Genomic DNA, 19,389 nt, shown 5'->3' on the forward strand with positions numbered 1-19,389 from the left:
TCCACCAGGCAAATTCATATGAATTTGCCGTCCGGGCGTCCGGGCCGCCGGGGTCACCAGGCCGCGGCAGGAGCGGCTCAGTCGCGCCCGGTGATGCCCGCGGTCGACGCGATCACGTCGCCCATCTTCTTGGCGAGGGCCTCGTAGAACATCGAGAGCGGGAACTCGTCGTCCAGCACCGCGTCGGTGTATCCCTTCGGCGCACCGGCGAGGATCTCATCGGGCAGGCCCCGCGCCCACGCCGAGGCGGGGTTCGGCTCGAGCACCGAGCGGACGAGCTCATACGCGGCCAGCCAGTGCGCGGTCTTCGGCCGGTCGATCGAGCGCCAGTACAGCTCGTCGATAGCATCGCCCAGCGCGACGACCGCGGCCGGCACGTTCTCCCAATCGAACGCGAGCGCCGTGTCGGTCCAGTGCAGCACATCGCGCTGGTGCAGCCAGGCGAACAGCAGCTGACCGCCCAGACCGTCGTAGTTGCGCACCCGTGAGCCGGTCAGCGGGAACCGGAAGATCCGGTCGAAGATCACCGCGTACTGCACGAGCTTCGCGTGATCGAGAATCTGCCGCTCGACCGGCGTGAGGTCATCGCGCGCCTCGAGTCGGCGCTGGATCGCGACCGACTCGCGGAACGCCGTCATGTCGCAGCGCATCTCCTCCAGCGAATAGAGGAAGTACGGCATCCGCTGCTTGATCATGAACGGGTCGAACGGCAGGTCGCCGCGCATGTGGGTGCGGTCGTGGATGATGTCCCACATCACGAACGTCTCCTCGGCCAGCTTCTGGTCGTCGAGCAGGCGCGCCGCATCGGCGGGCAGATCGAGTTTGGTGATGTCGGATGCCGCGGCCACGACGCGCCGGTAGCGCGCGGCCTCGCGGTCTTGGAAGATCGCGCCCCAGGTGAACTGCGGAACTTCGCGCATCGCGACGGTCTCGGGGAACAGCACGGCCGAGTTCGTGTCGTAACCGGGCGTGAAGTCGACCAGCCGCAGCGAGACGAACAGCTTGTTCGAGTAGTCGCCGGCCTGCAGCTCGGCGATGAACTCGGGCCAGATCACCTCGGCGATCAGCGCCTCGACGTAGCGATTGCGCGACCCGTTCTGCGTATACATCGGGAAGACGACAAGGTGCCGCAGTCCGTCGACGCGGTGCTGCTCGGGGTGGAAGGCGACGAGCGAATCGTAGAAGTCGGGAACGCCCAGGCCCTCGCTGTTCCAGCGCTCGAAATCGGCGATGGATGCTGCGAGGTATGCCTCATCGTGGGGAAACAGCGGTGCCAGCTCGGTGATCGACGCGATGATCGTGTCGACGAGGTCTGCGGCGCGGTCGGTGTGCTCGACGACCGAGCCGTCCTGCTCCTGGAGCTCTTGCAGATCGATGGCCGCCTGCTTCAGCGCGAGCCATGCGGGGGAGGTCTCGACCCCGGCGGCGGTGCCGTCCTCGACGACCTCGGGCTCACCGACGATGGTCTGCTGCGCGCGCTGGGCGTGGATCTGACTCGTGGACATGTGGAACCTCCGATCGTTGAGGGTCGGGCCGCGCCAGGGTTCCGGGCGGCACATCCTGGAATATTTACGGCGATACTGCCGTCACACCGATAATATTACGGCCATGGTGGATGCGAAACCCGAACCCCTCGACGCCGTCGACACGGGCATCATCGCCGCCCTCTCGCTCGATGCGCGGGCGACGCTCACCCAGCTGGCAGAGCAGGTCGGCCTGTCGATCTCGGCCGTGCAGGCGCGCCTGCGCCGCCTCGAGTCGCGCGGCGTGATCACCGGGTACCGACCGACCGTCGACCCCGAGGCCGTCGGCAAGCCGCTGGCCGCGTTCATCGAGATCTCGCCGCTCGACCCCGCCCAGCCCGACAACGCGCCCGAGCTGCTTGAGCCGCTCTCCGAGATCGAGGCGTGCCACTCGATAGCGGGCGAGGCGAGCTACATGCTCTTCGTGCGTGTCGCCTCGCCGCGCGAGCTCGAGCGGCTCATCGGCCAGATCCGCCAGGCAGCCTCCGTGCGCACGCGCACGACGATCGCGCTGCAGACCTTCTACGAGTACCGGCCGCTTGTGCCCGCGGCATCCACCCCTCCCGGTCTCTGAGCGATTCCTCGGTTTCGCGGGGAGACGTGGGCCGAGGCGCCGGCGCCCGAATGCGCAGGGGGTGGCCGAAGGCCCCGAAACCGCGGCATGATGGGCAGTAGGTCACGGCCACGCCGGGCACGGCGCGCGCCGATTGCTCGTGCCGGGAGGCGATATCGATGACGAACAGCCAAGACAGCTTCGGAGCGAAAGACACGCTCACCGTCGGGGACAAGCAGTACGAGATCTACCGATTGCGCAGCATCCCGAACAGTGAACGGCTGCCGTACAGCCTGAAGATCCTGCTCGAGAACCTGCTGCGCAATGAAGACGGTGTCACCGTCACCGCAGATCAGGTGCGTGCGCTCGCCGACTGGAAAGCGAAAGACGTCGGGCACTCCGAGATCCAGTTCACGCCCGCCCGCGTGCTCTTGCAGGACTTCACCGGGGTCCCGTGCGTGGTCGACCTCGTCGCCATGCGCGATGCGATGGACGACCTCGGCGGCGACCCGCAGAAGGTCAACCCGCTGATCCCCGTCGAGCTGGTCATCGACCACTCCGTCATCGCCGACAGCTTCGGCCGCCCGCAGTCGGCGAAGATCAACGCCGACCTCGAGTTCGAGCGCAACCGCGAGCGCTACCAGCTGCTGCGCTGGGCGCAGCACGCCTTCGACGACTTCGTCGTGGTGCCGCCCGACACGGGCATCTGCCACCAGGTCAACCTCGAGTACCTGGCGCGAGTGGTGTTCGGCGCCGATGACAACGGAGAGGGGATGCCGCAGGCCTACCCCGACACGCTCGTGGGCACCGACTCGCACACACCGATGGTCAACGGCCTGGGCGTCGTGGGCTGGGGTGTGGGCGGCATCGAGGCCGAGGCGGCGATGCTCGGCCAGCCGGTGTCGATGCTGCTGCCCGAGGTCATCGGGCTCAAGCTCACCGGCGAGCTGCGCGAGGGCGTGACCGCCACCGACATGGTGCTCACCGTCGCCGAACTGTTGCGCAAGACCGGGGTCGTCGGCAAGTTCGTCGAGGTCTTCGGCCCGGGCGTCGCGAACGTGCCGCTGGCCAACCGCGCCACGATCGGCAACATGAGCCCGGAGTACGGGTCGACGATCACGATCTTCCCGATCGATCAGGAGACCATCGATTACCTCACCTTCACCGGCCGCAGTCCCGAGCGCGTCGCGCTCGTCGAGGCGTACGCCAAGGAGCAGGGCCTGTGGCACGACCCCGACCGCGAACCGGAGTATTCGCAGATCGTCGAGCTCGACCTCGGCACCATCGAGCCGTCGATCGCCGGCCCCAAGCGCCCGCAGGACCGCATCCCGCTCGCGCTCGCGCGGCACACCGTCGAGCATCTGCTGGCCGACCCGTCGGCCGACGTCACGGCGCTGACGGCGCTGGACGACGCCATCGACGACACGTTCCCGGCATCGGATCCCTTCCTCGGCGAGGAAGACATGTTCGAGCCCGCCGGCGCCGTGGTGGACCGCGACCTCGCCGAGGAGACGGTGCAGTGGCCGTCGAACCCGCAGCAGCTGACCATGAACGGGCATGAGACGAAGGTCGACAACGGCGACGTCGTGATCGCCGCGATCACCTCGTGCACGAACACATCGAACCCGTCGGTGATGATCGGCGCGGCGCTGCTGGCCCGCAACGCGGTGCAGAAGGGGCTGAAGTCCAAGCCGTGGGTGAAGACCTCGCTGGCCCCCGGGTCGCGCGTGGTCACCGACTACTTCGAACGGTCGGGGCTGACCCCGTACCTCGACGAGTTGGGCTTCAATCTCGTCGGCTACGGGTGCACGACGTGCATCGGCAACTCCGGTCCGCTGCCCGATGAGGTCAGCGCCGTGGTCGACGAGGGCGACCTGACCGTGGCATCCGTCCTCAGCGGCAATCGCAACTTCGAGGGCCGCATCCACCAGCAGTCGCGGATGAATTTCCTCGCCTCGCCCCCGCTCGTGGTCGCCTACGCGCTCGCCGGCTCCATGCACGTCGACCTCACGCGCGACCCGCTGGGCGAAGACAGCGACGGGCAGCCGGTGTATCTGAAGGACATCTGGCCGTCCGGCAAGGAGGTCAAGGAGGTCGTCGACTCGTGCGTCGAAGCGCGCATGTTCACCGAGGGGTACTCGGACGTGTACGCGGGTGACGAGAACTGGAACTCGCTGCCGGTGCCCGAAGGGGACCGCTTCGACTGGGACGACTCGTCGACCTACGTGCGCAAGCCCCCGTACTTCGACGGCATGGGCGTCGAGCCCGACGCGCTGCACGACATCACCGGCGCACGGGTGCTGGCCAAGCTCGGCGACTCGGTCACCACCGACCACATATCGCCGGCCGGAACCATCAAGCGCGACTCGCCCGCGGGCACGTACCTCACCGACCACGACGTCGAGCCGCGGCAGTTCAACTCGTATGGATCGCGGCGCGGCAACCACGAGGTGATGATCCGCGGCACGTTCGCCAACATCCGGCTGCGCAACCAGTTGGTGCCCGGTGTCGAGGGCGGCTTCACCCGGGTGCTGCCGGGCGACGAGCAGACGACCATCTACGAAGCGTCAGAGGCGTACGAGGCCGAGGGAACCCCGCTGATAGTGCTCGCCGGCAAGGAGTACGGGTCGGGGTCGAGTCGCGACTGGGCGGCCAAGGGCACGCTGCTGCTGGGGGCGAAGGCGGTGCTGGCCGAGTCGTTCGAGCGCATCCACCGCTCGAACCTCATCGGCATGGGCGTGCTGCCGCTGCAGTTCCGTGAGGGGGAGAACGCGGAGTCGCTCGGGCTCGACGGCACCGAGACGTATTCCGTCAGCGGCATTGAAGGGCAGGAGCATGTTCCCCACGAGGTGACGGTGCGCGTCGAGCCCGACGGTGGCGAGGCGCGCGAGTTCACGGCGATCGTTCGCATCGACACTCCGACCGAGGAGGAGTACTACCGCCACGGCGGCATCCTCCAGTACGTGCTGCGTCAGCGCTTGGAGGCGTGAGCTCTCCGGTCGTCGCGTGAGCGCAGCGAGGTGCGGGCGGGGAGCTGAGACCTCGACGCCGGGGCGGAGCTGCGAGACGCGGGACCGACATCGAATACATCCGGGGATGGATGCCGCGGGCCCATCGCTCCCGTAGCGTGAACGTGTGTTCCGCTCGCTCCAGTCGTATCAGATAGTGATCGACGTCATCATCGCGGTGCTGTTCGCGCTGGTGACGGCGCCGGCCGAGATCGGCGTGAACACCGCGCAGTGGTGGAGCGTGCCGATCGGCCTGCTCGCGGGCGTGGTCTTCGGCGCCGCGCTCGCGTTGCGCAGAATGGCGCCGGGGCTCGCCCTGGGCATCGCCTGGCTCGGGGCCATCGTCGAGATGACGTTCGGCCGCGTGCCGGGCCCGGCATCGCTGGCCGTGTTCGCCGTGCTCTACACCGCGGCGGCCTACGGCACGATCACGGTCTTCTGGTTCGGGTTCGGCTCGGCGATCGCCGGTGCCATCGTCGCCGTGCTGTACCTGTACATCGCGCCGGGCAACATCGAGCTCACGATGGCAGGAGTGAGCACGGTGGTGGCGATCGTGATCGCCGCGATCTTCGCATTCCTGCTGGCTTGGACGGCCGGCGCGCTCGTGCGGGCGACCCGGCGGTCGCGCGTCGACCGGGTCGCGCAGCAGCGCGCCCGGGCCGAGGCGATCGCGGAGCAGGAGCGCACCCGTATCGCGCGAGACATGCACGACGTCGTCGCGCATTCCCTCGCGGTGGTGATCGCCCAAGCCGACGGTGCGCGGTATGCCGCGGCATCCGACCCCGCCGCCCAGTCGGCGGCCCTGGGCACCATCTCGTCCACCGCGCGCTCTGCGCTCGCCGATGTGCGTCTGCTGCTCGGGCAGCTGCGCCACAGCCAGGAAGACGGCCCGCAGCCCACGATCGCCGACCTCGACGAGCTCTTCGGTCAGATCAGAGCCGCGGGGCTCGACATCCGGGTCACGGTCGATCCGGCGCCGCGCGGCGACGTGCCCGCGGCCGTGCAGCTGGCGGTCTACCGCATTCTGCAGGAGGCCCTCACCAACGCGCTGCGCCACGGCGCCCCCGGACCCGTCGACGTCGGCCTGGCGTGGCATCCCGCCCGCGTCGATGTCATCGTGCGCAACGCTCTGGCCGCTCCTGCGGCGCCGGGCGCACCCGGCACCGGCTCGCACGGGCACGGGCTCATCGGAATGCGCGAGCGCGCGCTGCTGGTGGGTGGCACACTGGATGCCGGAGCCGAAGCCGGCGCATTCGTGGTGCGTGCGGGCATCCCGATCGGAGGAGCCTGATGATCCGCGTGGTGCTGGCCGACGACCAGGCGTTGTTTCGTGCCGGCATTCGGATGGTGATCGATTCTCAGCCCGACCTCGAGGTCGTCGGCGAGGCGGCCGATGGGCGCGAGGCGGTCGACGTCGTGCGCGCGACGCAGCCCGACGTGGTGCTCATGGACATCCGCATGCCCACGATGGACGGCCTCACCGCCACCGCCGAGCTGCTGCGCGACGACGACGCGCCGCGCATCGTCATGCTCACCACTTTCGACCTCGACGAGGCGGCCGCGCGGGCGATCCGCCAGGGGGCGAGCGGCTTTCTGCTCAAGGACGCCGACCCCGAGTTCCTCCTGGCGGCGATCCGCACCGTGCATGCGGGCTCGGCCGTGATCGCGGCATCCGCCACCCGCGAGCTGTTCGCACAGACGATGGATGCCGCGACCAAGCCGGTGCCGCCGTCGTTCGACGACCTCACCGAGCGCGAGAAGCAGATCTTCGCGCTCGCGGCGCGCGGGCTCTCGAATGCGGAGATCGCGGCGCGCGAGTACCTCTCCGAGGCGACGGTGAAGACGCACATCAGCCGGATCCTCACCAAGCTCGCGCTGCGCGACCGCGTGCAGCTGGTCGTGTTCGCGTTCGAGCACGGCCTGGCCTGACGCGCCGCGCCGCGGCATCCCGTCGCTCCCGCGGCTCCTCCCGAACGGTGAGAGTGCAGCTGGTGGACGAAGAAGCGGTTGCTTCCCTATCTTTCGGCGACCAGTTGCACTCTCACCGGTGGGAGGCGGGGGAGGGGATGCCGCGGGTCAGACCCGCTCGGCGAGCCAGCGGGCCTGGCGCAGCCACTGCTCGGTCTGGCCGCCCTCGTGGCCGTTGAACTCGTAGACCTCGATCTGCTTGTCGGGCGAGCCGCAGTGGTTGAAGGCCGCGAAGACGCTCGAGGGCAGCACGATGCCGTCCATGAGTCCGACCGAGAACAGCGCCGGGGCCGCGATGCGTCGCGCGAAGTTCACGCCGTCGAAGTACGAGAGCGTCTCGAACACCTGCGCGATCTCGGCGCGGTGCACCGCGAGGTAGCGCTCGATCTCCAGGAACGGGTGGTCGGGCGTCATCTCCACCGAGCGGCGGAAGTGGCACAGGAACGGCACATCGGGCATCGCGGCGTTCACGGCCGGATGCAGCGCCGCCGCGGCCAGCGTGATGCCGCCGCCCTGGCTGCCGCCGGAGACGCTGATGCGGGTGGCGTCGACGAACGGCAGCGCCGCGGCGGTGTCGATCAGGCGCACCGCGTCGGTGAACACACGGCGGTAGAAGTACGTGTCGGGCTGCCGGATGCCCCGCGTCATGAACCCGGGAACGGCGCCGTCCGAGCCGTGCGGGTCGGGGGTGTCGCCGCCGGTGCCCCAGCCGCTGCCCTGCCCACGGGTGTCCATGAGGATGTGCACGTAACCGGCCGCCGCCCACTGCAGACGCTCGCCGGGCACGCCGCGCCCGCCGTTGTAGCCGATGTACTCGACGACCGCCGGGAGCGGCTCGTCGGTGCGCGGCCGGGTGATCCACGCGCGGATCGGGTCGCCGCCGAAGCCGCTGAACGTGAGGTCTTCGATGAGCAACTGGGTGACCGGTGAATCGACCGGAACGACGACCGGATCGGATGCCGCGGCCCGGGCCTCCTCCAGAGTGCGACGCCAGAACGCGTCGAAGTCATCGGGCTCGGCCACGTCGGGCCGGTAGGTGCGGAGGTCTGCGAGCGGAAGATCTGTCAACGGCACGACCGCCAACGTACACGATGCGGGCACGGGTCTCTGCACGGGCGCCGTGCCGCGGCATCCCGGCGTTGAGGCGCCCGGCGTCCCGGCGCCCGACGATCGGGAGGGGCGGGCGCTTGCGCGACGGGCGGGGAGGCCCTAATCTAAGTCGAAGCGTTTCGACTCACGGTGCCGCAGAGGACCCGGAAGAACGCGGACATCGACGTGACGAACGGGAGACCAGTGAGCACCGACGCTTCGCCCCAGATCCGCAGTGCGGATTTCCGAGACAGCGGCCTGCGCTTTCCGACAGGCTTCACCTTCGGCTCGGCCACGGCCTCGTACCAGGTCGAGGGTGCCGCGAACGAGGACGGCCGCGGCCCCTCGATCTGGGACACGTTCAGCCGCACGCCCGGCAAGGTCTGGAACGGCGACACCGGTGACGTCGCGTGCGATCACTACCACCGCTGGGAGTCCGACCTCGACCTGATGGCCGATCTCGGTCTGGGTGCCTACCGCTTCTCGATAGCCTGGCCACGCATCATCCCCACCGGCCGTGGCGCAGTCAACCAGGCGGGCATCGACTTCTACTCGCGTCTGGTCGACGGCCTGCTCGCGCGCGGCATCCGCCCCGTCGCGACGCTGTACCACTGGGACCTGCCGCAGACGTTGGAGGATGCCGGGGGCTGGCCGGCGCGCGAGACCGCCGATGCCTTCGCGGAGTATGCGTCGGTGCTGGGCGCCGCGCTCGGCGACCGCGTGCACACCTGGACGACCCTCAACGAGCCGTGGTGCACGGCCTACCTCGGCTACGGCCAGGGCGGCCACGCGCCGGGCCGGCGCGAGCCCGCCGCATCGCTGGCCGCCGCCCACCACCTCAACCTCGCGCACGGTCGTGCGCTGCAGGCGCTGCGCGCGACCTCGACCGGCTCGCCCGAGTACTCGGTCACGCTCAACCTGCACGTCGCGCGCGGCGAGGCCGAGGCCGTGCGCCGCATCGACGCCGTCGGCAACCGCGTCTTCACGAGCCCCATGCTGCGCGGCGTCTACGACGACGACCTCATCGCCGACACCGCGGCGCTCACCGACTGGTCGTTCGTGCGCGACGGCGACCTCGCCGAGATTCACCAGCCGATCGACGTGCTGGGCGTGAACTACTACTCCACCAACACCGTGCGGCTGTGGAGCGGCGACGCCCCGCGGCAGAGCAACGACGGCCACAAGCCCGCCGACGGCGGCACGGCATGGCCCGGCAGCGACGACGTCGTCGAGTTCTTGCCGCAGCCGGGCCCGCACACGGCCATGGACTGGAACATCGCGCCCGACGGACTGCTCGAACTGCTGCACACGCTGCGCGACCGGTTCCCCGAGCAGCCGCTGATGATCACCGAGAACGGCGCCGCGTTCGAGGACGCGGTCTCGGGCGACGGCGGCGTGCACGACGCCGAGCGGGTCGACTACCTGCGCCGGCACCTCACCGCCGCGCACCGTGCGATCGAAGACGGCGTCGACCTGCGCGGGTACTTCGTCTGGTCGCTGCTCGACAACTTCGAGTGGGGCTATGGCTACGCCAAGCGCTTCGGCGTGGTGCGTGTCGACTTCGATGACCAGACCCGTACGGTCAAGGACTCCGGGCACTGGTTCCGGGGACTGGCCACCACCGGCGTCATCCCGGAGTGACGGCGATGGGTCTGCGCGATGCGGCGACGACGCCGATCATCCCGGGCTTCTTTCCCGACCCGAGCGTCTGTCGCGCAGGCGACACCCTGTACCTCGCGAACTCATCCTTCGAGTACTCGCCGGGTGTGCCGCTCTGGCGCAGCGGCGATCTGGTCACCTGGCGCGAGGCCGGGCACGCGCTCGACGGCGACCCGGCTTTCACAGCGGGGGATGCCGCGGCCGGCGGCGGCGTGTACGCGCCCACACTGCGCCACCATGATGGGCGCTTCTGGATGATCACGACCAACGTGTCGGGCGCACCCGGGCAGCTCGTCACCTCGGCGCCCGAGATCGAGGGGCCGTGGGAGCCGGCGCGCGTCATCACCGGCATCCCGGGCATCGACCCCGATCTGGCGTGGGATGACGACGGCACCTGCCTGATCAGTTACAGCTCGAACACGCCCGAGGTGCCCGGCATCGGTCAGGTGCCCGTCGACCTCGAGCAGGGTGTGGTGATCGGGCCCCCGCGCTCGATCATGCCCGGCACCGGCCTGGCCTACCCCGAGGGTCCCCACGTCTTCCGTCGCGGTGCGTGGTGGTATCTGCTGTTCGCCGAAGGCGGGACCGAGCGCGGGCACTGCGTGAGCGTGGCGCGAGGGCCCGCGGCATCCGGCCCCTTCGAACTCTGTCCCGCGAACCCGATCCTCACCCGGCGCAGCACCACCTTTCCTGTGCAGAACACCGGCCACTCCGACGTGGTGGAGCTCGCTGACGGCACCTGGGCGATGGTCTACCTCGGGGTGCGTCCGCGCGGGGCGACGCCGCTGTTCCACGTCAACGGGCGTGAGACATTCCTCGCGGGTGTCGATTGGGTCGACGACTGGCCGGTCGTGGTCACGGACCGGTACGAGATCCCCGCGGCGCCCACGGCGTTCGTCGACCGGTTCGAGACGCTGCATCCGCGCTGGATCTCTCCCGGTGCCGCCCCCGCTGACATCGCGACCGTCGGCGACGGTGTGACGCTGCGGGCCGTCGAGACGCCTGGCGGTGCGCCGGCGTTGCTCGGCGTGCGCGCTCGCGATCCGTACTGGCGCTTCGCCGCTGTCACCGAAGCCCGCGACGGCGCGGCCCTGCGTGTGCGGATGGACGAGCGCCATTGGTACGAGCTGCGGCTGACCGGCGGGCGGCCGGTCGTGCACGCGCGGATCGGGTCGGTGTCGCAGGAGTTCGCGGCCGACATGCCGCTGGTGGCGCACGGCGCGATCGAGTTGCGGGTGCGGGCGGATGCCGCCACCACCGGCGGTCCGGACGACCTGGTCTTCGAGGTGGCCGATGCCGACGGCATCCACCCCCTCGTACGCCTCGACGGACGTTACCTGTCTACGGAGGTCGCCGGGGGATTCGTCGGTCGCGTCATCGGTCTGCGCACCGAGGGCGGCCCAGTGCGGTTCACCGAGGCGCGCTACGCGCCGGAGGTGCCGAGCTGATGGCACGTTATGGGAGCGCTCTCTATCGTTATGACGGCGTTACGCGCCAAGAGTTGACGAATCGCCGGGCGCGTGGTTTCTTTATTCCAAGCCGTAATCGAAGCGGTTCGACAGTCAGCTCTCCCGAGACTGTCGGACACGGCTGCGGACCGATGCCCGGCGGCACGATCCCGAACGCACGAAGGAGTGAGATGCGAGTAGTGAGCCCTCGAGGCGATGGGCGGGTGATCGCCCGATGACGGTTCAGACGGCCATGGTCCAAGAGGTGGCCGCGGCCGGCATCGAGCCGACGGGCGCAAAGCCCACCCGCCGGCGCGGCAGGCCGTCGCGCAAGTCGATCGGGATGTTCCTGTGCATCGTCCCGTTCCTGGTCCTGGTGTTCCTGTTCTCGTACTTCCCCCTGTACGGCTGGATCTACGCGCTCTTCGACTACAAGCCGGCGCTGGGTCTGTCGGGCAGCGAGTTCGTCGGGCTGCAGTGGTTCCGGATGCTGGTCAGCTCGCCGACGCAGCTCGCCGAGATCGGCCAGGTGCTGCTGAACACCCTGGCCATCAGCTTCCTCGGGATCGCGACGTCCATCCTTCCGCTGGGCTTCGCGGTGTTCCTCAACGAGGTGCGCACCCCGTGGTTCCGTAATGCCGTCCAGACGTTGACCACCCTGCCGAACTTCATCTCGTGGGTGCTCGTCTACATGATCGCCTTCTCGCTGTTCTCGAGCACGGGCCTGGTCAACAGCGTGCTCAACGACTGGGGCCTCATCTCGACCCCGATCAAATTCCTCGACACCGACCAGCACATCTGGCTCACGATGACCCTCTGGAGCATCTGGAAGGGCCTGGGCTGGGGAGCGATCATCTACCTCGCCGCTATCTCGGGCATCGACCAGTCGCTGTACGAGTCGGCGCGCATCGACGGCGCCGGCCGCTTCCAGACGATGTGGTACATCACGATCCCCCAGCTCATGCCGACCTACCTCGTGCTGCTGCTGCTGTCGGTCGCCAACCTGCTGAACAACGGCATGGAGCAGTACTTCGTGTTCCAGAACGCGTTCAACAAGGAACACATCCAGGTGCTCGACCTGTACGTCTACAACATCGGCATCACCGGCAACAGCCTGTCGATGGCGACCGCGATCGGCATGCTCAAGAGCGTCATCTCGGTCATCCTCCTGTTCACCGTCAATGCGATCGCCAAGCGCGTTCGCGGCGCATCGATCGTCTGAGGAGTCGCGAACGATGAGCACCGTCTCTGCCGGGGTACGCAATCGCCGGGCCGGCGACATGATCTTCACGATCATCAACTACGGGGTCTTCCTGCTGCTGGTCTTCCTGTGCGCCTACCCCTTCTATTACCTGATCATCAACTCGGTCAGCGCCAACGACGTGTCCGCGCTGGGCGATGTGCGCTGGTGGCCGGTCGGCTTCCACCTGGGCAACTACAAAGAGGTGTTCCACCTGCAGGGCCTGCCGCTCGCGGCAGTGGTCAGCCTCGGCCGTACCGTCATCGGCACCGCCGCCACCGTGCTGGCGTCGGCGTTCCTGGGCTTCATGTTCACCCAGAGCAAGATGTGGGCTCGACAGTTCTGGTACCGCTTCATCATCGTCACGATGTACTTCAGCGCGGGCCTGATCCCGGTGTTCATCATCATGAAGACGCTGGGCCTGACCAACAACTTCTGGGTGTACGTGCTGCCGTTCATCGTGCAGCCGTTCTTCATCATCCTGGTGAAGACCTACGTCGAATCGATGCCCGAGTCGCTCCAGGAAGCCGCCGAGGTCGACGGCGCGAACATCGTGCAGATCTTCTTCCGCGTGTACCTGCCGAATATGACGCCGATCCTGGCGACCGTCGCCATCTTCGCGGCCGTCGCGCAGTGGAACAGCTTCCAGGACACGCTGATCTACATCACCGACCAGAGCCTGTACACGCTCCAGTACCTGCTGTACATGTTCATCAACCAGGCCAACAGCCTCGCCCAGGCGGCACAGAACTCCGGGGGCGACCTGTCGTCGATCATCTCGGCCGCCACCTCGCAGACCCCGACGTCCATCCGGATGACGGTCTCGGTGATCGTCGTGCTGCCGATCATCTTCATCTACCCCCTGTTCCAGCGCTTCTTCGTGAAGGGCATCATGCTGGGCGCCGTCAAGGGTTGACTGCGGCCGGTCCCACCAGAAAGGAATGCAATGAAGCTGAAGAGGAAGGTGGCCTTCGCGGCCGTCGCGCTCCTCGCCGCCGGACTCCTCTCCTCCTGCAGCGGAGGCGGGTCGTCCACGGGTGACACAAAGGCAGTGAGCTCTTTCCCCGCGAAGTGGGACAAGGAGATCACGATCGACGTCTTCGACGGGCTCGCGAACTACATGGGCATGCAGAAGGGGTGGTTCGCGAAGATCGTCAAAGACAAGTTCAACATGAAGTTGAACATCATCGCCCCGAACGTCGCCGGCGGTGGCGACACGCTCTACAACACGCGTGTGGCCGCGGGCGACCTGGGCGACCTGATCATCACCGATCAGGGTGAGAAGCTCGATGACCTCGTCCAGGGCGGGCTCGTGCAGGACCTCTCGAAGTACTACCCGGCGATGAAGAACGTCTCGAAATACCAGGCGGCGGTCGACTACGTCAACAAGGGCAAGGACGGCGTGTACGCCCTGCCCACCCAGGTCTCGTCGATCAAGCCGACGCAGTCGTCGGAGGGCCTCGACCCGACGTTCGGTCCGTACCTGCGCTGGGACCTGTACAAGAAGCTCGGCTACCCGCAGGTGAACACCCTCGAAGACCTGCTGCCGGTGCTCAAGCAGATGCAGGACCTTGAGCCCACCGCGCCCAACGGCAAGAAGGTCTACGCCCTCTCCCTGTTCAAGGACTGGGACGGCAACATGATGAACAACGCGAAGCAGCCCACGACGTACTACGGGTACGACGAGCTCGGCTTCGTGCTGGCAAAGGCCGACGGATCGGACTACCAGAGCATCATCGACCCCAACGGCCAGTACATGCGCACGCTGAAGTTCTTCTACGACGCCAACAAGATGGGCCTGGTCGACCCCGAGTCGACGACGCAGAACTACGACACGCTGTTCTCGAAGTACCAGAACGGCCAGGTCCTGTTCTCGTGGTGGCCCTGGCTCGGCCAGTCGGCTTACAACACCGAGGCGAACACGACCGCCGGGCGCGGCTTCGAGATCGCCCCGTTGAAGGACATGGACGTGTTCTCGTACGGTGCGTCCGCCTACGGCGGCAAGCAGGTGCTGTCGATCGGCTCGAAGGCCGAGGACCCGGAGCGCATCGCCGCCTTCATCAACTGGCTGTATTCGCAGGAGGGCACGTACTCCAACGGCAGCCAGACCGGCGCCGCTGCGGGCCCGCAGGGCCTGACCTGGGATGTCGCCAGCGACGGCAAGCCGGCGCTCACCGACTTCGGCAAGCAGGTCTTCATCGATGGCAAGGGCACGGTCCCTGCGGAGTGGGGCGGTGGAGACTACACCGACGGCGTCTCGACGCTGAACGTCAGCCTCGTGCTGCCCAACGACGTCGACGAGAAGACGGGCTACCCGTACAACTATCAGTTCTGGCCGTCGTACCAGAAGCTCACGTCCACTGCACTGAGCAAGGACTGGTCCTCGCACATGGACGACGCCACCTCGACGATGGACTACCTGAAGAAGAACGACCAGCTCCTGGTTGCGCCCGGTGCCAGCTACACGGCGCCGACCGACAGCTCTGAGATCCAGACGCTGCGCAACCAGATCAAGGCCGTCATCGTCCAGTACTCGTGGAAGATGTCGTTCGCCAAGAACGACGCCCAGTTCGACTCGCTGCAGAAGGAGCTCATCTCCAAGGCGAACGGTCTGGGCTTCGACAAGGTGCTCAAGGTCGACATGGACAACGCGAAGGCCCAGAACACGGCCCGCGTGGACGTCGCCAAGAAGCTCGGCTGACCGCCGACACGGGGGCCCGGAGCGCGCAGGCGCTCCGGGCCCTTCGTCGTGCGTGCGGTCCGACGCTGTGCACGCAGGTGGCGGCCCGCGCGTGGGCCCGCCGAGGTGGAGCAGGGGAGAGGGGAGAGAAGGGAGGGGGGACAGTAACGATGCGGGATGCCGCAAGCCGCGGCATCCACCTCACGAAAGGTGGCGGGAGAACACCGATCGGAACAGGAACGCCGTGGCGTAGGCACCCACCGAGAACCCGACGGTGAGCAGGATGAACACGAACGGATGGAACAGCAGCGTGATGCACACCAGCGCGACCGGGATGAGGATGAGCCCGAAGGTGCGCGAAGGTTCGGCACCGGGCAGCAGCAGCGCGTTCTTGAGGGTCTGTTTCAGCGGCGTCGTGAACCAGGCGACCAGGGCCATCGCGTACATCCATGCGATGAACAGGTAGAGCGCCGCGATGGCCGCGATGACGGCGGCGATGCCGCTGAGCGCACCGGGGTTCGCCCACCAGAACACGACGCTGTAGGCCAGCAGCAGTGCCGGCAGCAGCAGGCACAGCGAAGCCAGCGACGCACGCGCGAAGTTGCGGCCGAAGGCGGGCAGATAGTCCTTCAGCGGATGGCCGCTCTCGTCGTCGGCGAAGCGGATCGTCACCTCATACAGGGCGGAGGTCGCCGCACCGATCGTCACCACCGGCAGGCAGGTGACCAGGTACAGCAGATTGAGGGCGACGAACGCGAGGAACGTCGTAACCCCCTGCGCGGTCTTGCCGCCCGGATCGATCGGCACGATTACGCCCCCGCTGACGCCAGCACCGGCGGCAGCAGCACGACCTTCTCGCGTTGCTCGCCTGCGAGCAGGCCGCGCAGCGCGTCGGCGGCGGCCGCGCCGATGCCCTCGGCGGGGATCGCGATACTGTCGGCGAGGCCCGACACGGTCTGCGCGATCTCGGCCGGGCACAGCGCGATCACGCCGAGCTCGTGCGCGCTCGAGGCCAGGTGCGCGGCGATGTGCGGCAGCGCGCCCTCGTTGTGGATCAGGATGCCGCTGAGGCTCGGTTCGGCGGCGAGCACCGCGTCGACGACCTGGGTCGACTCGGCCCCGGTCGGACAGGCGTGCACGCTGCCGACGAGGGCGAGCTCGTCGCACGCCGACAGGAATCCGCGCACGAGGCGGTCGGCGTAGGAGGTGTGACGCTCGAGCACCTCGGCGGGTGCGCCGAACAACGCGACGCGGCGGTGACCGAGCTCGGCGAGCCGGTGGGCGGCCAGCCGCCCCGCGGCTTCGAAGTCGAAGTCCACGCAGACCAGACCATCGGCACCGGCCGGCAGCCCGATGAGCACGCTCGGCACGTCGAGCCCCTCGAGCGTCTTGATGCGGGGGTCGTCGGATTCGACATCCATCACCAGCAGCGCGTCGACCATCGAGGCGCGCGCGGCGTGGCTCAGGCCCGATGCATCGTCACTGGTCAACAGCAGGATGTCGTACTGCAGCGACCGCGCCTCGGTGACGATGCCCGCCACGATCTGCATCACCACGTGCACGTCGACCCCGGCGCGCAGTGGCGCCTGCAGGCCGATGACGTTGGTCGACCGCGAGGCGAGTGAGCGGGCGCTCGCGTGCGGGCTGTATTCCAGATCGGCAATAGCTTCGGCGACGCGGTCGCGTGTCTCTTGCGAGATGGTGCGCTTGCCGCTCATCACGTACGACACGGTCGAAATGGAGACGCCGGCGGCCCGCGCGACGTCCGCGATGGTCACCATGCGGTCTCCCTCGAATCGATGGTCAGCGGGTCGCCCGGCGCAAGCGTCAGACGGCGGTGGCCCCAGCCCGGAACCCGCACCTCCATTGTGATGGGTCGGGCGGCTGAGAGGCGGACCCGACGAGCCCGGCTGCCAGCCCAGTCGACGTCGACCGTCACCCCGCCGCGGGCGCGCAGCCCCCGCACCGACCCGGAGGGCCAGGCGGCCGGCAGCGCGGGCAGAATGTGCAGCGTCCCGTCGTGCGACTGCACGAGGGCTTCGGCGATCGCGGCGGTCACGCCCAGATTGCCGTCGATCTGGAACGGCGGGTGCGCGCTGAACAGATTCGGATACAAGCCGCCGCGGTGACCGCTGTCACCGTTCTCGGCGGGGCCGGAGGAGGGACGCAGTGACAGGGCGAGCTGTTCGGCGAAGTGTTCGCCGTCGCCGAGCCGGGCCCACATCGCAGCCCGCCATGCCAGGGCCCAACCACTGGACTCGCGACCGCGCGCGATGATCGTCGCCGCGGCGGCTTCGGCCAGCTCGGGTGTGCGCTCGGGCGTGATCTGCGCGAACGGGAACAGCCCGACCAGGTGCGAGAGGTGCCGGTGGTGCGGGTCCTCGTCGGCGCGGGGCGGGTTCCACTCCTGCAGGCGCCCGGCGTCGCCGACGGCGGGGGTGGGCAGCAGCGCCACCACGCGCGTCAGCTCGTCGACCCAGACGTCGTCGCGGCCGAGGGCGGCCGCGGCATCCCGGCACACCGACGCCAGCTCGCGGAACAGGGCGACGTCCATGGTCGAGGTCGTGCCGACGCCATACACCGCGCCGTTCTCGACGAAGCGGTTCTCCGGTGAAGTCGACGGGCTCGTCCACGCGCGGGTGCCGTCCGTCTGGATCCACGACAGCGCGAAGCGCGCGGTCGCCTCGAGCACGGGCCAGGCGCGGGTGCGCAGCGCGTCGAGGTCGCCGCCGAATGCGAATCGGTCCCAGAGGTGCAGCGCCAGCCAGACGCCCCCCATCGGCCAGAACGCCCACGAGACGTCGCCGTGGCCTGCGCCCACCGGCGCCGCATGCCCCCACGGGTCGGTGTTGTGGTGCAGCACCCAGCCGTCCACCCCGTGCAGTCGTCGGGCGACGTCGGCACCGGTCGTGGCCGCGACGCGCTCGACGAAACGCAGCAGCGGCTCGTGACACTCGGGCAGTGCCGTCGTCTCGGCCGGCCAGTACGCCATCTGCAGGTTGATGTTCGTGGTGTAGGCACACGACCACGGACCGGGCAGTTCGGCATTCCACAGGCCCTGCAGCGTCAGCGGTAGGGGACTGTCGCGCGTGGATGCCGCCAGCAGATATCGCCCGTAGTGGAAGACGAGGGCCGCAAGCCCGGGATCAGGGCGCTCCAGCGCACGCGCGACGCGCTCGTCGGTGTCGATCTCGGCGGCGTCGGCGGGGGAGGGCAAGTCGAGAGCGCAGCGGTCCATGAGGGCGGCGTGCGCCGCGGCGTGCGGCTCGTGTGCAGTCGCGGGGGCGGCGGGGGTGAAGGCGTCGAGCACGGCGCGGGCGCGGGTGGCGGCATCCCGCCCGTCGTCCGGCCCGCCGGGCAGAGACGGCGAGGTCGCCGTGCCGATCACGATCAGATGCGTGCGCGCCGGCGGCAGCTGCAGGCGATCGTCGACGAGGCGCCCGTCTGCCTCCGGCACGGATGCGCCGGTGCTGTGGGGCGTGAGTGCGACGGGGCCCGACTGCGCGCGGATCGCCACCGCGCCGGTCCGTCCGTGCGCGGGGTCGTATCGCACGGGCTCGGTGGGGTGCTCGTGTCCCGGTGCGACGTCGACCGGCAGCATCCATTCGGCGACCACGTCGCCGCCGACCTCGCGCGGGGCGCGCGCGGCCCGCAGCAGGCTGTCGATCGTCACGGTCACGGCGACCGCGGCATCGGCGGTGATGCGGTGCACGAGGGTGCCCGAGGGCACGTCGGCCCAGGTCTCGTGAACGATGGATGCCCCGGCCGCCGTGTATGCGAGGGTCGCGATGCCGGTTCGCAGATCGAGCTCGCGGCGGCATTCCCGGGCAGCGGCGCCGGCGACCTCGATGTCGAGGTGCGCCAGCGGCAGATACGCCTGCACCCACGAGGTCTGCTGCCGCTGCAGCAGACGTTCGGCTTCGGCGAGGTCGTCGCGCGCTATCGCGTCGCGCCCGGCAGCGAGGGCTTCGGGGCCGGCATCCTGCACGCCCGCGAGCGGGTCGGCGGAGGCGGGTCCCGACCACGCGGTGATGTCGTTCAGCCAGAGACGCAAGCCGCCGGGGCGCCCGCCGCACATGGCTGCGCGGGTGCCGTTGCCGACGGGAAGGGCATCGGTCCAGGTGTGTGCAGCACGCGCGTAGCGGACGGCGAAGAGAGCATCACGGCTCGGCGTGGACAGCGGCACAAAAGCTAGTATATGGTCTGGTTGTTGAAACGCTT

The 19,389-nt window shown here is 68.7% G+C and carries 14 protein-coding genes; 9 read left to right on the forward strand and 5 right to left on the reverse strand.

The genetic code is table 11. From position 1 onward, the window contains the following. Nucleotides 1-77: 77 nt before the first annotated feature. Entirely contained in the window at nt 78-1,505 is a 1,428-nt protein-coding gene (locus PU630_RS02105; protein ID WP_275278707.1) for a DUF6421 family protein, read from the reverse strand. Between the two features lie 103 nt (nt 1,506-1,608). Here PU630_RS02105 and PU630_RS02110 point away from each other — a divergent pair, with 103 nt between their 5' ends. The 4 genes from PU630_RS02110 (at nt 1,609) to PU630_RS02125 (ending at nt 7,013) form a co-directional block, all read left to right on the forward strand. Next, nucleotides 1,609-2,097 (forward strand): Lrp/AsnC family transcriptional regulator, encoded by a 489-nt coding sequence (locus PU630_RS02110; RefSeq protein WP_275278708.1) that lies wholly within the window; start codon nt 1,609-1,611, stop codon nt 2,095-2,097. 158 nt (nt 2,098-2,255) lie between these two features. Next, nucleotides 2,256-5,066, forward strand: coding sequence for an aconitate hydratase (gene acnA, locus PU630_RS02115; protein WP_275278709.1), 2,811 nt, complete (start codon nt 2,256-2,258; stop codon nt 5,064-5,066). A 145-nt stretch (nt 5,067-5,211) separates the two neighbouring features. After that, nucleotides 5,212-6,375, forward strand: a complete 1,164-nt coding sequence (locus PU630_RS02120) for a histidine kinase (RefSeq protein ID WP_275278710.1) — start codon at nt 5,212-5,214, stop codon at nt 6,373-6,375. Then, on the forward strand, nt 6,375-7,013 hold the full coding sequence (locus PU630_RS02125; RefSeq protein ID WP_275278711.1) for a response regulator: 639 nt from the start codon (nt 6,375-6,377) through the stop codon (nt 7,011-7,013). The genes PU630_RS02120 and PU630_RS02125 overlap by 1 nt, the downstream gene beginning before the upstream one ends. A gap of 147 nt (nt 7,014-7,160) precedes the next feature. On the opposite strand, the gene PU630_RS02130 is transcribed toward PU630_RS02125, so the two are convergent. Beyond that, nucleotides 7,161-8,126, reverse strand: coding sequence for an acetylxylan esterase (locus PU630_RS02130; RefSeq protein WP_275278712.1), 966 nt, complete (start codon nt 8,124-8,126; stop codon nt 7,161-7,163). Between the two features lie 219 nt (nt 8,127-8,345). On the opposite strand from PU630_RS02130, the gene PU630_RS02135 reads away from it, so the two are divergent. The 5 genes from PU630_RS02135 to PU630_RS02155 all read left to right on the forward strand — a co-directional run bounded on the left by PU630_RS02135 (nt 8,346) and on the right by PU630_RS02155 (nt 15,189). Then, complete coding sequence (locus PU630_RS02135; RefSeq protein WP_275278713.1) at nt 8,346-9,782, forward strand: GH1 family beta-glucosidase; 1,437 nt, start codon at nt 8,346-8,348, stop codon at nt 9,780-9,782. Between the two features lie 5 nt (nt 9,783-9,787). Continuing rightward, entirely contained in the window at nt 9,788-11,248 is a 1,461-nt protein-coding gene (locus tag PU630_RS02140; protein ID WP_275278714.1) for a glycoside hydrolase family 43 protein, read from the forward strand. A gap of 235 nt (nt 11,249-11,483) precedes the next feature. After that, nucleotides 11,484-12,470, forward strand: coding sequence for an ABC transporter permease (locus PU630_RS02145; RefSeq protein WP_275278715.1), 987 nt, complete (start codon nt 11,484-11,486; stop codon nt 12,468-12,470). A gap of 13 nt (nt 12,471-12,483) precedes the next feature. After that, nucleotides 12,484-13,404: a carbohydrate ABC transporter permease gene (locus tag PU630_RS02150; RefSeq protein WP_275278716.1), complete on the forward strand. Its 921-nt coding sequence runs from the start codon at nt 12,484-12,486 to the stop codon at nt 13,402-13,404. Between the two features lie 135 nt (nt 13,405-13,539). Next, nucleotides 13,540-15,189: a type 2 periplasmic-binding domain-containing protein gene (locus PU630_RS02155; protein WP_275278717.1), complete on the forward strand. Its 1,650-nt coding sequence runs from the start codon at nt 13,540-13,542 to the stop codon at nt 15,187-15,189. A gap of 180 nt (nt 15,190-15,369) precedes the next feature. On the opposite strand, the gene PU630_RS02160 is transcribed toward PU630_RS02155, so the two are convergent. Genes PU630_RS02160 through PU630_RS02170 form a run of 3 tightly spaced genes read right to left on the reverse strand, consistent with a single transcriptional unit; the run spans nt 15,370 to nt 19,354 of the window. After that, on the reverse strand, nt 15,370-15,975 hold the full coding sequence (locus PU630_RS02160; RefSeq protein ID WP_275278718.1) for a YesL family protein: 606 nt from the start codon (nt 15,973-15,975) through the stop codon (nt 15,370-15,372). A 2-nt stretch (nt 15,976-15,977) separates the two neighbouring features. Beyond that, nucleotides 15,978-16,949 carry a LacI family DNA-binding transcriptional regulator gene (locus tag PU630_RS02165; protein ID WP_275278719.1) on the reverse strand — a complete coding sequence of 324 codons (972 nt, stop codon included), beginning with the start codon at nt 16,947-16,949 and terminating at the stop codon, nt 15,978-15,980. Continuing rightward, nucleotides 16,943-19,354: a glycosyl hydrolase family 95 catalytic domain-containing protein gene (locus tag PU630_RS02170; protein WP_275278720.1), complete on the reverse strand. Its 2,412-nt coding sequence runs from the start codon at nt 19,352-19,354 to the stop codon at nt 16,943-16,945. Before PU630_RS02170 ends, PU630_RS02165 begins: the two co-directional genes overlap by 7 nt. Nucleotides 19,355-19,389: the final 35 nt, after the last annotated feature.

Origin of the sequence: Microbacterium horticulturae, from assembly GCF_029094505.1 — a bacterium.
GTDB classification, from domain to species: domain Bacteria; phylum Actinomycetota; class Actinomycetes; order Actinomycetales; family Microbacteriaceae; genus Microbacterium; species Microbacterium horticulturae.

Coding starts and splice junctions, on each gene's coding strand:
- PU630_RS02105 (WP_275278707.1), bottom strand. CDS start 1,505: ATGTCCACGAGTCAGATCCACGCCCAGCGCGCGCAGCAGACCATCGTC.
- PU630_RS02110 (WP_275278708.1), top strand. CDS start 1,609: ATGGTGGATGCGAAACCCGAACCCCTCGACGCCGTCGACACGGGCATC.
- acnA (WP_275278709.1), top strand. CDS start 2,256: ATGACGAACAGCCAAGACAGCTTCGGAGCGAAAGACACGCTCACCGTC.
- PU630_RS02125 (WP_275278711.1), top strand. CDS start 6,375: ATGATCCGCGTGGTGCTGGCCGACGACCAGGCGTTGTTTCGTGCCGGC.
- PU630_RS02140 (WP_275278714.1), top strand. CDS start 9,788: ATGGGTCTGCGCGATGCGGCGACGACGCCGATCATCCCGGGCTTCTTT.
- PU630_RS02145 (WP_275278715.1), top strand. CDS start 11,484: ATGACGGTTCAGACGGCCATGGTCCAAGAGGTGGCCGCGGCCGGCATC.
- PU630_RS02150 (WP_275278716.1), top strand. CDS start 12,484: ATGAGCACCGTCTCTGCCGGGGTACGCAATCGCCGGGCCGGCGACATG.
- PU630_RS02165 (WP_275278719.1), bottom strand. CDS start 16,949: ATGGTGACCATCGCGGACGTCGCGCGGGCCGCCGGCGTCTCCATTTCG.